Origin of the sequence: Serratia sp. CY38905, from assembly GCF_052168875.1 — a bacterium.
Taxonomy (GTDB): domain Bacteria; phylum Pseudomonadota; class Gammaproteobacteria; order Enterobacterales; family Enterobacteriaceae; genus Serratia; species Serratia sarumanii.
On record NZ_JBJNLV010000006.1, the window covers coordinates 93,682 to 108,466 of the forward strand.

9 protein-coding genes are annotated in these 14,785 nt (G+C 62.7%); all 9 read left to right on the top strand.

Annotated features, from left to right (window positions below; all coding sequences use genetic code 11):
• Positions 1 to 27 precede the first annotated feature (27 nt).
• Entirely contained in the window at positions 28 to 3,921 is a 3,894-nt protein-coding gene (gene purL / locus ACJ8MK_RS14925) for a phosphoribosylformylglycinamidine synthase (RefSeq protein ID WP_442517880.1), read from the top strand.
• 887 nt (positions 3,922 to 4,808) lie between these two features.
• On the top strand, positions 4,809 to 6,245 hold the full coding sequence (locus ACJ8MK_RS14930) for a sensor histidine kinase (protein ID WP_033635614.1): 1,437 nt from the start codon (positions 4,809 to 4,811) through the stop codon (positions 6,243 to 6,245).
• Positions 6,246 to 6,248: 3 nt separating this feature from the next.
• Positions 6,249 to 7,121: a two-component system QseEF-associated lipoprotein QseG gene (gene qseG / locus ACJ8MK_RS14935; protein WP_074027042.1), complete on the top strand. Its 873-nt coding sequence runs from the start codon at positions 6,249 to 6,251 to the stop codon at positions 7,119 to 7,121.
• The gene (glrR, locus tag ACJ8MK_RS14940) at positions 7,118 to 8,458 is read left to right on the top strand and encodes a two-component system response regulator GlrR (protein WP_033635613.1); all 1,341 of its coding nucleotides are present in this window, start codon (positions 7,118 to 7,120) and stop codon (positions 8,456 to 8,458) included. Before qseG ends, glrR begins: the two co-directional genes overlap by 4 nt.
• A 129-nt stretch (positions 8,459 to 8,587) precedes the next feature.
• The gene (locus ACJ8MK_RS14945; RefSeq protein ID WP_060430484.1) at positions 8,588 to 10,210 is read left to right on the top strand and encodes an NAD+ synthase; all 1,623 of its coding nucleotides are present in this window, start codon (positions 8,588 to 8,590) and stop codon (positions 10,208 to 10,210) included.
• Between the two features lie 11 nt (positions 10,211 to 10,221).
• Complete coding sequence (gene glnB / locus ACJ8MK_RS14950) at positions 10,222 to 10,560, top strand: nitrogen regulatory protein P-II (RefSeq protein ID WP_004847623.1); 339 nt, start codon at positions 10,222 to 10,224, stop codon at positions 10,558 to 10,560.
• Between the two features lie 475 nt (positions 10,561 to 11,035).
• Positions 11,036 to 11,959: a LysR substrate-binding domain-containing protein gene (locus ACJ8MK_RS14955; protein WP_004941365.1), complete on the top strand. Its 924-nt coding sequence runs from the start codon at positions 11,036 to 11,038 to the stop codon at positions 11,957 to 11,959.
• Positions 11,960 to 12,074: 115 nt separating this feature from the next.
• Positions 12,075 to 13,538, top strand: a complete 1,464-nt coding sequence (locus tag ACJ8MK_RS14960; protein WP_041036359.1) for a gamma-aminobutyraldehyde dehydrogenase — start codon at positions 12,075 to 12,077, stop codon at positions 13,536 to 13,538.
• A gap of 73 nt (positions 13,539 to 13,611) precedes the next feature.
• Positions 13,612 to 14,766, top strand: a complete 1,155-nt coding sequence (gene ydcS, locus ACJ8MK_RS14965) for a putative ABC transporter substrate-binding protein YdcS (RefSeq protein WP_033648931.1) — start codon at positions 13,612 to 13,614, stop codon at positions 14,764 to 14,766.
• Positions 14,767 to 14,785: the final 19 nt, after the last annotated feature.

The following is a 14,785-nucleotide window of genomic DNA, read 5'->3' on the forward strand; positions in this document are numbered from 1 at the left end:
CGTCGCTTCGAAGACGAGAGAACTTTGATTATGGAAATTCTGCGTGGTTCGCCCGCTTTATCGGCTTTTCGCATTACCAAACTGCTGTCCCGCTGCCAGGACGCTCACCTGCCCGTCAGTGATATCTACGCCGAGTACGTCCACTTTGCCGATGTTAGCGCACCGCTCAGTGCCGAAGAACACGCCAAGCTTCAGCGGCTGCTCAAGTACGGTCCTTCTCTCGCCGAACACGCCCCCGAAGGCCGGTTGCTGCTGGTTACGCCGCGTCCGGGCACCATTTCTCCCTGGTCTTCCAAAGCCACCGACATCGCCCACAACTGCGGTCTGCAGCAGGTCGTGCGCCTGGAGCGCGGCCTGGCGTTCTACGTCAAGGCGCCCGAGCTGACGGAAACCCAGTGGCGGCAGCTCGCCGCGCTGCTGCACGATCGCATGATGGAAACCGTCTTCAGCGAACTGCAACAGGCCGAACAGCTGTTCGCGCACCATCAGCCGGCGCCGTATCAGTCGGTCGACGTGTTGGGCGCAGGGCGCGCCGCGCTGGAGCAGGCCAACGTCCGGCTCGGCCTGGCGCTGGCGCAGGACGAGATCGACTACCTGCTGAATGCCTTTACCGGTTTGGGGCGCAACCCGACGGATATCGAACTTTATATGTTCGCGCAGGCCAACTCCGAGCACTGCCGCCACAAGATTTTCAACGCCGACTGGATCATCGACGGCGAACAGCAGCCTAAATCGCTGTTCAAAATGATCAAGAACACCTATGAGCAGACGCCGGACTATGTGCTGTCGGCGTATAAAGACAACGCCGCCGTGATGGAAGGCTCGCAGGTCGGCCGCTTCTTCGCCGCGCCGGAGACCGGCACCTACGATTACCATCAGGAAGACGCGCACATTCTGATGAAGGTGGAAACCCACAACCACCCGACGGCGATCTCGCCGTGGCCGGGCGCCGCGACCGGCTCCGGCGGCGAGATCCGCGACGAGGGGGCTACCGGCCGCGGCGCCAAGCCGAAGGCCGGCCTGGTGGGCTTCTCGGTGTCCAACCTGCGTATTCCCGGCTTTGAACAGCCGTGGGAACAGGATTTCGGCAAGCCGGAACGCATCGTCACCGCGCTGGATATCATGACCGAAGGCCCGCTGGGCGGCGCGGCGTTCAACAACGAATTCGGTCGTCCGGCGCTGCTGGGCTACTTCCGTACCTATGAAGAGCGCGTCAACAGCCACAACGGCGTTGAGCTGCGCGGCTACCACAAACCGATCATGCTGGCGGGCGGCATCGGCAACATCCGTGCCGATCACGTGCAGAAAGGGGAAATCACCGTCGGCGCCAAGCTGGTGGTGCTGGGCGGCCCGGCGATGAATATCGGCCTGGGCGGCGGCGCGGCCTCGTCGATGGCGTCCGGCCAGTCCGACGCCGATCTGGACTTCGCTTCGGTGCAGCGCGACAACCCGGAAATGGAGCGCCGCTGTCAGGAAGTGATCGACCGCTGCTGGCAGCTGGGCGATCAGAACCCGATCCTGTTTATCCATGACGTCGGCGCCGGCGGTCTGTCCAACGCCATGCCGGAGCTGGTGAGCGATGGCGGCCGCGGCGGCCGCTTCGAGCTGCGCGATATCCTCAACGACGAGCCGGGCATGAGCCCGCTGGAAGTGTGGTGCAACGAATCGCAGGAACGTTACGTGATGGCGATCGCCCCGGCGCAGATGGCGCAGTTCGACGAGATCTGCCGCCGCGAGCGCGCGCCTTACGCGGTGATCGGCGAAGCGACCGAAGAACAGCACCTGACGCTCAATGACCGCCACTTCGACAACCAGCCGATCGACATGCCGCTGGACGTACTGCTCGGCAAGACGCCGAAAATGACCCGCGACGTCACCCGCCTGCAGGCGAGCGGCGAGGCGGTGCAGCGCGAGAACATCACGCTGGCCGACGCGGTGAAACGCGTGCTGCATCTGCCGGCCGTGGCGGAGAAAACCTTCCTGATCACCATCGGCGACCGCACCGTTACCGGCATGGTGGCGCGCGACCAAATGGTCGGCCCGTGGCAGATCCCGGTGGCCGACTGCGCGGTCACCACCGCCAGCCTGGACAGCTATTACGGTGAAGCGATGTCGCTCGGTGAACGCGCGCCGGTGGCGCTGCTGGACTTCGCCGCCTCCGGCCGCCTGGCGGTCGGGGAAGCGCTGACCAACCTGGCCGCCACAGAGATCGGTAGCCTGAAGCGCGTGAAGCTGTCCGCCAACTGGATGGCCGCCGCCGGCCACCCGGGCGAAGACGCCGGCCTGTACGAAGCGGTAAAAGCGGTGGGCGAAGAACTGTGCCCGGCGCTGGGCATCACTATCCCGGTGGGTAAAGACTCCATGTCGATGAAGACCCGCTGGCAGGAAGGCAACGAACAGCGTGAAATGACCTCGCCGCTGTCGCTGGTCATCACCGCCTTCGCCCGCGTGGAGGACGTGCGCCACACCGTGACGCCGCAGCTGCGCACCGATAAGGGCGACAGCGCGCTGCTGTTGATCGATCTGGGCAACGGCCATAACGCGCTGGGTGCCACCGCGCTGGCGCAGGTTTATCGCCAACTGGGTGACAAACCAGCCGACGTGCGCAACGTTGCGCAGCTGGCGGGCTTCTTCAACGCCATGCAGCAGCTGGTGGCCGATCAAGCGCTGTTGGCTTACCACGACCGCGCCGACGGCGGCCTGCTGGTGACGCTGGCGGAGATGGCCTTCGCCGGTCACTGCGGCGTGGACGTCAACCTTGACGGCCTCGGCGATGATGCGCTGGCGGTGCTGTTCAACGAAGAGCTGGGCGCGGTGATCCAGGTGAGCGCCGAACGTCTCGATGACGTGAAGCAGGCGTTCGCTCAGCACGGTCTGACCGACAATGTGCATCACATCGGCAGCGTGCAGGCCGGCGATCGTTTCGTCATCACCCAACACGGCCAGGCGCTGTACAGCGAAAGCCGCAATACACTGCGCACCTGGTGGGCGGAAACCACCTGGCAGATGCAGCGCCTGCGCGACAACCCGGCGTGCGCCGATCAGGAACATCAGGCCAAGCAGGATGAACAAGATCCCGGCCTGAATGTGAAGCTGACCTTCGCACCGCAGGAAGACATCGCCGCGCCGTACATCGCCAAGGGCACTCGCCCGAAAGTGGCGGTGCTGCGTGAGCAGGGGGTGAACTCCCACGTTGAAATGGCGGCGGCGTTCCACCGCGCCGGCTTTGACGCGGTGGACGTGCACATGAGCGATCTGCTGGCGGGGCGCCGCGATCTGCAGGACTTCCACACGCTGGTGGCCTGCGGTGGCTTCTCTTACGGCGACGTACTGGGCGCCGGCGAAGGCTGGGCGAAGTCTATCCTGTTCAACGAGCGGGTGCGCGACGAGTTCGAAGCGTTCTTCCACCGTCCGCAGACGCTGGCGCTGGGCGTGTGCAATGGCTGTCAGATGATGTCCAACCTGCGCGAGCTGATCCCGGGCGCCGAACACTGGCCGCGCTTTGTGCGCAACCTGTCGGATCGCTTCGAGGCGCGTTTCAGCTTGGTGGAAGTGGCGGCCAGCCCGTCGCTGTTCCTGCAGGGCATGACCGGTTCGCGCATGCCGATCGCCGTTTCCCACGGCGAGGGGCATGTTGAAGTGCGCGATGCGGCGCATCTGGCCGCGCTGGAAAGCCACGGCCTGGTGGCGCTGCGTTTCGTCAACAACGCCGGTCAGGTGACGGAAACTTACCCGGCCAACCCGAACGGTTCGCCGAACGGCATTACCGCCGTGAGCAGCGCCAACGGGCGCGCCACGGTGATGATGCCGCACCCGGAACGCGTGTTCCGCACCGTCAGCAACTCCTGGCACCCGGAAGAGTGGGGCGAGGACAGCCCGTGGATGCGCATGTTCCGCAACGCCCGTAAGCAGCTGGGCTAAAAACGGCCACCGCCGTACAGAGGGTGCAAGCAATTGCGCCCTTTTTTATGGCCGGCGTTCGCCGTCTGGCGGCAGTGTCTGCATTTTGCGACAGACGCTATTTTTCCTGTCGCTAAATGGAGACATTTAACCATTTGATTTTATTAATGGTAAATGGGTTTGGCTTTAGTTGTCTGCATTTGGCGACAGCGCGGCGTTTTTTTCATCGCTCATCGGGGCGTGATGCACAAAGAAATTTGCTGATATAATCTTATTTTTTAATAAAATCATTTGGTTATTATTTTTATTGCAAAATTGGCACGTAACGTGCATTATTCTCGGCGGCTGCTCATTCACCTTTTTATGACGGCGCCGTAATTAGACGGCAAATCGCCTCATAAGCCTCCGAATGATGCCAAAGAAATGGTGCCTATCGTCCAACCAAACCGATAACAGACCGTGCAAGCGGCTTTATCAAGCATCGGGCGACACGTGGAGTGAGGCACCGCCTGTATCCAACTGTGATGAAGGGTTCATCAATCCTGGATACTTACGGATGCTATTCGTCCTGTTCGATGCCAGCCGCTGCGCTACATCACCCTGGGGACGAGGTTTAAGGGCATCCACACTTTCCTTGCGTTGGGGCAAGTTTCTTGCCCCGATGTCAATTCTCAACGCTGCGCTTATCCCTGTTGCGTTGCCTATGCCCTCGAACGCAGACGCTATCCCCACACTCTCGTTTTCGCACCGGTTGATGTTGCCGGGGTCGCATGCCGTCGGCAGGCCAGGCCTATGGGCGCGGTTCACCGATCCCGCGGCTTTTTCCTTGCGCGTTCAGGATTCTCCCTTGCCGGGCTTTTCTCTTTCCGGCGAGTCAGTTAGCATCGTGACAGAGCTGAGAGAATGAGATGATTTCGTTGAAAAGATGGCGTTTATTCCCCCGTTCGCTGCGGCAATTGGTGCTGCTGGCCTTCCTGTTGGTGCTGCTGCCGCTGCTGGTGCTGGCCTATCAGGCCTACCAGAGCCTGGATCACCTCAGCGCGCAGGCGGCGGACATCAACCGCACCACGCTGGTGGACGCGCGGCGCAGCGAGGCGATGACCAGCGTGGCACTGGAGATGGAGCGCAGCTATCGTCAGTACTGCGTGCTGGTCGATCCCACGCTGCAAAAGCTGTATCAGAACCAGCGCAAGCAGTATTCGCAGATGCTGGACGCCCATGCGCCGATTCTGCCGGACGAGCGCTATTATCAAACGTTGCGCCAGCTGCTGACCCAGCTGGCGGCGATCAAATGCCATAACAGCGGGCCGGATCAAGAGGCTTCCGCCTTGCTCGAGTCGTTCTCGCGCTCCAACGCCGAAATGGTGCAGGCCACGCGCGCGGTGGTGTTCTCGCGCGGCCAGCAGCTGCAGCAGGCCATCGCCGAGCGCGGCCAGTTCTTCGGCTGGCAGGCGCTGCTGCTGTTCCTGGTCAGCGTGCTGCTGGTGGTGCTGTTCACCCGCATGATCATCGGGCCGGTCAAGGCCGTGGAGCGGATGATCAACCGTCTGGGGGAAGGGCGCGCGCTGGGCAGCACCGCGTCGTTCAAAGGGCCGCGCGAGCTGCGTTCCCTGGCGCAGCGCATTATCTGGCTGAGCGAGCGGCTGGCGTGGCTGGAATCGCAGCGCCACGAGTTCTTGCGCCATATTTCGCACGAGCTGAAAACGCCGCTGGCCAGCATGCGCGAAGGCACCGAGCTGCTGGCCGACGAGGTGGCGGGGCCGCTGACTTCCGATCAGAAAGAGGTGGTGACGATCCTCGACAACAGCAGCCGCCATCTGCAGCAGCTGATTGAACAGCTGCTGGATTACAACCGCAAACTGGCCGATGGCCCGGCGGCACATGAGAACGTCGAGCTGCGCGAAATGGTCGATTTGGTGGTCGCCGCGCACAGTTTGCCGGCGCGGGCGAAGATGATTTCCACCGAAATTGCGCTGGAGGCGGAAATCTGCTGGGCAGAGCCTACGCTATTAATGCGCGTGCTGGATAATCTCTATTCCAATGCGGTGCACTACGGCAAGGAATCCGGTAACATTTGGATCCGCAGCCGTCAGGTTGGACAACGGGTGCAAATCGACGTCGCCAATACCGGCACGCCGATCCCCGAGGCTGAAAGAGCCATGATTTTCGAGCCTTTTTTCCAGGGTAGTCACCAGCGAAAAGGGGCGGTAAAAGGAAGCGGACTGGGGTTGAGCATCGCTCAGGACTGTATCCGTCGCATGCGCGGTGAGCTGCAACTGGCGACGGTCGCCGGTGCAGACGTCTGCTTCCGCATTGAATTGCCGTTAACCGCCGAGAATGAATAAATAATGTACACATGGTCTAAGCGCCTTCGTCTTTCACAGACCGAAGGTTCACCGCGTGCCACGCACAGGACGCCGCTCGGCAAACGCCCGATCGGCTGGTTGGGCGCCGTCTTCTTTATGCCGCTGTTGCTGGCGGGCTGCGTCGATCGCGCCGTCAGCGGCGGCCTGAACGCTCAGCAGCAAGAGGCGATCCCGGATACCAAGGTGATCGATTACCGCACCGCGGCTTGCGATACCCTGTGGCAGTTGGACGACAAGGACGCGCTGGATAACGCGCTCTACTGGCTGCGCGCGATGGACTGCGCCGATCGCATCGGGTCGACCCAGGCGCGCGCGCTGGCGAAAACGGTGCCTGGCGACAGCTGGTCCGGCGTTTTCAAACAGAGCATCCTGCTGGGCAGCGCGCAGCCGACTTCCGGCGAGCGCCGCCAGATGATCGACAGGATCAACAGCTACCGAATGGAGTTCCCCGGCTCGTTGCGGCCGCTGACGCAGCTGTGGCGCCAGCAGCAGATGCTGCAGATCACGCTGTTCGATGAAAAAGCGCGCTATCAGCATCTGCAGGAGAGCAGCGACAGCCAGATAGATTCGCTGCGCCAGAGCCAGGCGCGTTTGCAATCGCAGCTGCAGGACACCTCGCGCAAGCTGGAAAACCTGACCGACATCGAGCGCCAGCTCTCTTCGCGCAAGCAGCTGCAAGGGGAAATCCCGGAAAACAGCACAGGCTCGCAAAAGGGCGAAGCCGCCGGTAAAAACGGCGCGGCCGCCAAAGGGGCGGAGCCGCAGGACGAACCGGAAAAGGGCACCGCGCTGCCGGTTGAACCGGAAGACACCTATACGCCGCCCCCTGCCAATAAGGAGTCTCACGCGCAATGACCGCACGCAAACCGGCCAACCTGCTCTTGGTTGACGACGATCCCAGCCTGCTGAAGCTGCTGGGCATGCGTCTGACTAGCGAAGGTTTTCACGTCACCACCGCCGAAAGCGGCCAGGAAGCGCTGCGCCTGCTGGCGCGCGAACAGATCGATCTGGTGATCAGCGATCTGCGTATGGACGAGATGGACGGCATGGCGCTGTTCGCCGAGATCCAAAAGCATCAGCCGGGCATGCCGGTGATCATTCTCACCGCGCACGGTTCGATTCCCGATGCGGTGGCCGCCACCCAGCAGGGGGTGTTCAGCTTCCTGACCAAACCGGTGGATCGCGATGCGCTGTACAAGGCGATCGACGAAGCGCTCGCGCTGTCGGCCACCCCGGCCGGCGACGACGCCTGGCGCGAAGATATCGTCACCCGCAGCCCGCTGATGCTGCGCCTGCTGGAGCAGGTGAAAATGGTGGCGCAGTCCGACGTCAGCGTCTTGATCAACGGCCAGAGCGGCACCGGCAAAGAGGTGGTGGCGCAGGCGATCCACGCCGCCAGCCCGCGCGCCGGCAAGGCGTTCATCGCCATCAACTGCGGCGCGCTGCCGGAGCAGCTGCTGGAGTCCGAACTGTTCGGCCACGCCAAGGGCGCCTTTACCGGCGCGGTCAGCAGCCGCGAAGGGCTGTTCCAGGCGGCGGCGGGCGGCACGCTGTTCCTCGACGAGATCGGCGATATGCCGCTGTCGCTGCAGGTGAAGTTGCTGCGCGTGCTGCAGGAGCGCAAGGTGCGGCCGCTGGGCAGCAACCGCGATCTGGACATTGACGTGCGCATCATCTCCGCCACCCACCGCGATCTGCAAAAGGCGATGGCGAAGAACGAGTTCCGCGAAGATCTCTACTATCGCCTCAACGTGGTGAACCTGAAGATCCCGGCGCTTAACGAACGCGCCGAAGATATCCCGCTGTTGGCCAACCACCTGTTGCGCGAAGCGGCCCAGCGGCACAAGCCGTTCGTGCGCAGCTTCTCGACCGACGCCATGAAGCGGCTGATGACCGCCAGCTGGCCGGGCAACGTGCGCCAGCTGGTCAACGTCATCGAGCAGTGCGTGGCGCTGACCTCGGCGCCGGTGATCGGCGAAGCGCTGGTGGAGCAGGCGCTGGAAGGGGAAAACACCGCGCTGCCGACCTTCGCCGAAGCGCGCAACCAGTTCGAATTGCACTACCTGCGCAAGCTGTTGCAGATCACCAAGGGCAACGTGACCCAGGCCGCGCGCATGGCGGGCCGCAACCGCACCGAGTTTTACAAATTGCTGTCGCGCCACGAGCTGGACGCCAACGATTTTAAAGAATGACAGTTTGCCGCCGGTGCCTGCCACGCAGGTTCTCAACAAATCCGGCGGAATGATTTACACTCCGTTCTCTTTGCCGCGGCGCGCCCGGCGTAGAGCACCATGGAACGTATTAAGCGGGATCGTACACAAATGAGCAGATCACTTTCCATCGCCTTGGCCCAGCTGAACCTGCTGGTCGGCGACATTGAAGGCAACACCGAACGCATGTTGCAAATCGTGCAGGAGCAGCAGAAGGCGGGAGCCGATCTGGTCATGTTCAGCGAACTGGCGCTGTCCGGCTACCCGCCGGAAGATCTGCTGTATCGCAATGACTTCTATCAGCGCTGCGACGCGCAGCTGCTGCGCCTGCAGCAGGCCTCGGCCGAGACCGCGATCCTGGTCGGCCACCCGTGGCGCGAAGGCGACAAGCTGTATAACGCGCTGTCGCTGTTCGCCGAAGGCCGCCTGCTGACCCGCTACTTTAAACAGCAGCTGCCGAACTACGGCGTGTTCGATGAGAAGCGCTATTTCCACGCTGGCAACGACACCTGCGTGGTGGAACTGAAAGGCTACCGTCTGGGGCTGCTGATTTGCGAAGATCTGTGGTTCCCTGAGCCGATCGACGCCGCCAAGGCGGCCGGCGCGGAAATTATCCTGTCGATCAACGCCTCGCCGTATAACCGCGAAAAGCCGTATATCCGCAAAACCCTGATGGCCGGCCACTGCCAGCGCACCCAGCTGCCGCTGGTGTACCTCAATCAGGTCGGCGGCCAGGATGAGCTGATCTTCGACGGCTGTTCCAAGGTCTTCGACGCCGCCGGCACCATGACCCACCGTCTGGCGGCCTTCGACGAGCAAGTGACCCGCCTGGAATTCAACGAGCTGGCCGTGGTGCCGATGGCCGATCCGGCCGCCGAGCTGCCGCAGCTGGCGCAGGTGTACCAGGCGCTGGTGTTGGCGGTGCGCGACTACGTGACCAAAAACGGCTTTAAAGGCGCGGTGCTGGGGCTGTCCGGCGGCATCGACTCGGCGCTGACGCTGGCGATCGCCGTAGATGCGCTGGGCAAAGACAAGGTGCAGGCGCTGATGATGCCGTTCCGCTATACCGCGGACATCAGCATCGCCGACGCCAGGGAAGAGGCGGAAATCCTCGGCGTGGAGTTCGATATCGTCTCCATCGAACCGATGTTCGACGCCTTTATGGGCCAGCTGTCGCCGATGTTCGCTGGCACCGAGCGCGACACCACCGAAGAAAACCTGCAGGCGCGTTGCCGCGGGGTGGTGCTGATGGCGCTGTCCAACAAACGCCGCAGCATCGTGCTGACCACCGGCAACAAGAGCGAAATGGCGGTGGGATACGCCACGCTGTACGGCGATATGGCCGGCGGTTTCGACGTGCTGAAGGACGTGCCGAAAACGCTGGTGTTCAAGCTGTCCGAATACCGTAACACCGTCTCCTACGTGATCCCGCAGCGGGTGATCGATCGTCCGCCGTCCGCCGAGCTGGCGCCGGATCAGGTCGATCAGGACAGCCTGCCGCCATACGATATCCTGGACGCGATCCTGGAAGGCTACGTTGAGCGCGACAAATCGGTTGCCGATCTGGTGGCCGAAGGGTTCGACGAAGCGATCGTGCGCAAGGTGATCCGCCTGGTGGATATCAACGAATACAAGCGGCGTCAGGCCGCCGTCGGGCCGCGTATCACCGCCCGTAACTTCGGCAAAGACCGCCGCTACCCCATCACATCCGGTTTTGGCCGCAAAAATTGGTAAAAGGAAAGAAGATGAAAAAGATCGACGCGATTATCAAGCCGTTCAAACTGGATGACGTCCGCGAAGCGCTGGCCGAAGTGGGCATCACCGGCATGACGGTCACCGAAGTGAAAGGCTTCGGCCGCCAGAAGGGCCACACCGAGCTGTACCGCGGCGCCGAGTACATGGTCGACTTTCTGCCCAAGGTGAAGATCGAGATCGTGGTTGCCGACGACATCGTCGACACCTGCGTGGAAACCATCATGCAGACCGCGCAGACCGGCAAGATCGGCGACGGCAAAATCTTCGTCTTCGACGTGGCGCGCGTGGTGCGCATTCGTACCGGCGAGCAGGACGAAGAAGCGATTTAATGTGATCGTCTACCGAGCACCGCCAGCTTGAGCCTGGGCAGTGCTCGGTCTCCTCACGTACTGCGTGTACGCTCCGGGTCCTGCGCGCTGGCCGTGCCTAATCTGGCCGGCGCTCGCTACGCCCCACACCTCAGTGAACATCTCCCGATCTCTCCACAATTCTGGTTGTTTTCATCATTAGCATTCTAAAAAAGCGAACGCTATCGCGTTTTTGACACTTTTCCCGATCGCTTTTTTCGCGGGATCTACAATCAATCTAACAATCTTGATTGAGGTGATCCCCAATGAATTTCAAGTTGCGGCTAGGCGGCAAGGGCGTGCATCCCCAGGAGCTTACTCAAGTAAGTGACTGGGGGGACAAATCTGCCGGGAGCAGATTTGAACGCTGCTTGCAGCGGCCCGTTAGGGCGTGGCCCACGGATGGGCCACGTAATAGAACGCAGACAACAACGCAGCGGCTTGAAAGGCGATGGGGATGATGACGTTACGCCAAATCCGCCACTTCATCGCCGTGGCGGAAACCGGGTCGATCTCCGCCGGCGCCCAGGCGGTGTTTGTCTCCCAGTCTTCGCTGACGCTGGCGATCCAGCAGTTGGAAACCGAGATCGGCGTGCGGCTGTTCGATCGCCACGCCAAGGGCATGACGCTGACCCATCAGGGGCACCAGTTTCTGCGCCAGTCGTATCTGATCCTGGCGACGGTGGACAACGCCAAGCGCAGCCTGCAGATCGGCACCGAAAGCCTGACCGGCAAGCTGACCGTCGGCGTCACCAGCCTGGTGGCCGGCTACTTCCTGGTGGAGCTGCTCACGCGCTTTAAATCGGCCTATCCCAACGTCACCGTGCAGGTGGTTGAAGACGAGCGCCCGTATATCGAGCATCTGCTGGTCAGCGGCGAGATCGACATCGGCGTGCTGATCCTGTCGAACATCGAAGACCGCGACGCGCTGCAGACCGAGGTGCTGATGCACTCGCCGTATCGCCTGTGGTTGCCGCCGCTGCACCCGCTGCTGGAGCACGAGAGTATCAGCCTGGCGGACGTGGCCAAACAGCCGCTGATCCAGCTCAACGCCGATGAAATGGACGTGCACGCGCGGCGCATCTGGGCGCGCGCCGGGCTGAAACCGGAGATCGCCATGAAGACCGCCTCGACCGAGGCGGTGCGCAGCCTGGTGGCGGCGGGGATGGGGGTCTCCATCCAGCCGGACATGGCGTACCGCGCCTGGTCGCTCGAGGGCAACATGATCGAGGCGCGCAAGCTGGACGATCTGCTGGAGCCGCTGGACATCGGGTTGGCGTGGCGGCGCGGCAGCGCGCGGCCGGAGCTGGTGACGCCGTTCCTTACCATCGCGCGCGAGAACGGCAGCAAACACGCCGCCGGGCTTAAGCATTCGATTTAATCGAACGCGGCGTTCAGTATTTAGAATTTGTTGCCCGCCAGAGGCTCGCTTAGGCTGATTAAAACTAACTTATTCACATTTGGTTAACGTTTTTGTCACTTAGGGGCGTCAGGCGATGGCAGATGTGCAGGTTCTCTCAGGTTTGTCCTGTCAGCAGTTCATTAACGGTCAGATGGTCGACGGCGAAGGCCAGCAGGAGTGCATCGTCAATCCGGCCAACGGCGAGACGCTGATCGTCCTGACCGAAGCCTCTTCGGCGCAGGTCGGCAGCGCGGTGAAAGCCGCGCAGCAGGCGTTTGGTCACTGGTCGCGCACCACGCCGGCCCAGCGCGCCGCCCTGTTGCTGCGCATCGCCGACGCCATTGAGCGGCAGGCGCCGCAGCTGGCGCAGCTGGAAGCCCTCAACTGCGGCAAACCGCTGCATCAGGCGCTCAATGACGATCTGCCGGCGGCGGTCGACGTGTTCCGCTTCTTCGCCGGCGCGGTGCGCACGCAGCAAGGGCAGCTGGCCGGCGAGTATGTGCCGGGCCACACCTCGATGATCCGCCGCGATCCGATCGGCGTGGTGGCCTCGATCGCCCCCTGGAACTATCCGCTGATGATGGCGGCGTGGAAGATCGCGCCGGCGCTGGCGGCGGGCAATACCGTGGTGTTCAAACCCTCCGAACATACGCCGCTGACCATTCTGGCGCTGGTGCCGGCGCTGCAGGAGATCCTGCCGCCGGGCGTGCTGAATATCGTCTACGGCGGCGGGGAAGGGGTCGGCAGCCAGCTGGTGGGGCACCCGCAGGTGCGGCTGGTATCGGTCACCGGCGATATCGTCACCGGGCAAAAAATTCTGCAGGCGGCGGCCAAAAGCGTCAAGCGCACCCACCTGGAACTGGGGGGCAAGGCGCCGGTGATCGTCTGCGACGACGCCGATCTCGACGAAGTGGTCAACGGCATTCGCACCTACGGCTATTACAACGCCGGCCAGGACTGCACCGCCGCCTGCCGCATCTACGCGCAGGCGGGCATCTATCCCAAGCTGGTGGACGCGCTGGGCGAGGCGGTTGCCAGCCTGCGCTTCGCCCGCAAGCGCGATCAGGACAATGAGATCGGCCCGTTAATCAGTGCCCGCCAGCGCGATCGCGTCGCCAGCTTCGTCGAGCGGGCGCTCAGCCAACCGCATATCGAATTGATCACCGGCGCCGCGGCCCACTCCGGGCCGGGGTTCTATTACCAGCCGACCCTGCTGGCGGGCTGCCTGCAAAGTGACGAAATCGTGCAGCGCGAGGTGTTTGGCCCGGTGGTCAGCGTCACGCGCTTCGAACACCTGGAGCAGGCGGTGGCGTGGGCCAACGACTCGGAATACGGGCTGGCTTCGTCGGTGTGGACGCAAAATATCGATCGGGCGCTGCACATCGCCGCCCATCTGCAGTACGGCAGCACCTGGATCAACACCCATTTCACCTTGGCGAGCGAGATGCCGCACGGCGGCCTGAAACGCTCCGGCTACGGCAAGGATCTGTCCAGCGATTCGCTGCAGGATTACAGCGTTGTCAGGCACGTAATGGCGAAGTTCAAAGCCGGCTTCTAACGGTTATATCAAGAAAAATCAGGCGGCAGCCGTTCCCTGCCGCACATCGATAAGCAACACAGGGGTAATTACGATGGGAAAAACTACCGCAGTCACCACCACCGTCTCCGCGCTCTGTCTCACCGTGCTGTGCGGCCTGGCCCAGGCGGCCGATCTGCCGCAGACGCTGGGCAAAGGCGAAGGCCGGCTGGATATCATCGCCTGGCCCGGCTACATCGAACGCGGCCAGTCCGACAAAAACTACGACTGGGTCACCCAGTTTGAGAAGCAAACCGGCTGTGCGGTGAACGTGAAGACCGCCGCCACCTCTGATGAAATGGTCAGCCTGATGGCCAAGGGCGGCTACGATCTGGTGACCGCCTCCGGCGACGCCTCGCTGCGCCTGATCTTCGGCAAGCGGGTGCAGCCGATCAACACCGCGCTGATCCCTAACTGGAAGAACATCGATCCGCGCCTGCTGAACGGCGCCTGGTACACCGTGGACGGCAAAACCTACGGCACGCCGTACCAGTGGGGGCCGAACCTGCTGATGTACAACACCAAAACCTTCCCGACGCCGCCGGACAGCTGGGCGGTGATCTTCCAGCAGCAGAACCTGCCGGACGGCAAGAGCAACCAGGGCCGGGTGCAGGCTTACGACGGCCCGATCTACATCGCCGACGCGGCGCTGTTCCTGAAGGCCACCCAGCCGCAGCTCGGCATCAGCGATCCATACCAGCTCAACGAAGAGCAGTATCAGGCGGCGCTGAAGCTGCTGCGCAGCCAGCACGCGCTGATCCACCGCTACTGGCACGACACCTCGGTGCAGATGAGCGACTTTAAAAACGAAGGCGTGGTGGCCTCCAGCGCCTGGCCGTATCAGGCCAACGCCCTGAAGGGCGAGGGGCAGCCGATCGCCACCGTGTTCCCGAAAGAGGGCGTGACCGGCTGGGCGGACACCACCATGCTGCATGCCGACGCCAAGCACCCGAGCTGCGCCTACCAGTGGATGAACTGGTCGCTGGAGCCGAAGGTGCAGGGCGACGTGGCGGCCTGGTTCGGGTCGGTGCCGGCTTCGCCGGCGGGCTGCAAGGCCAGCGCACTGCTGGGTGAGAAGGGCTGCGAAACCAACGGTTTCAACCAGTTCGACAAAATCGCCTTCTGGAAAACGCCGCAGGCGCAGGGCGGCAAGTTCGTGCCGTACAGCCGCTGGACCCAGGATTACATCGCCATCATGGGCGGCCGCTAAGCCGCGGGGCGCAGCCCGC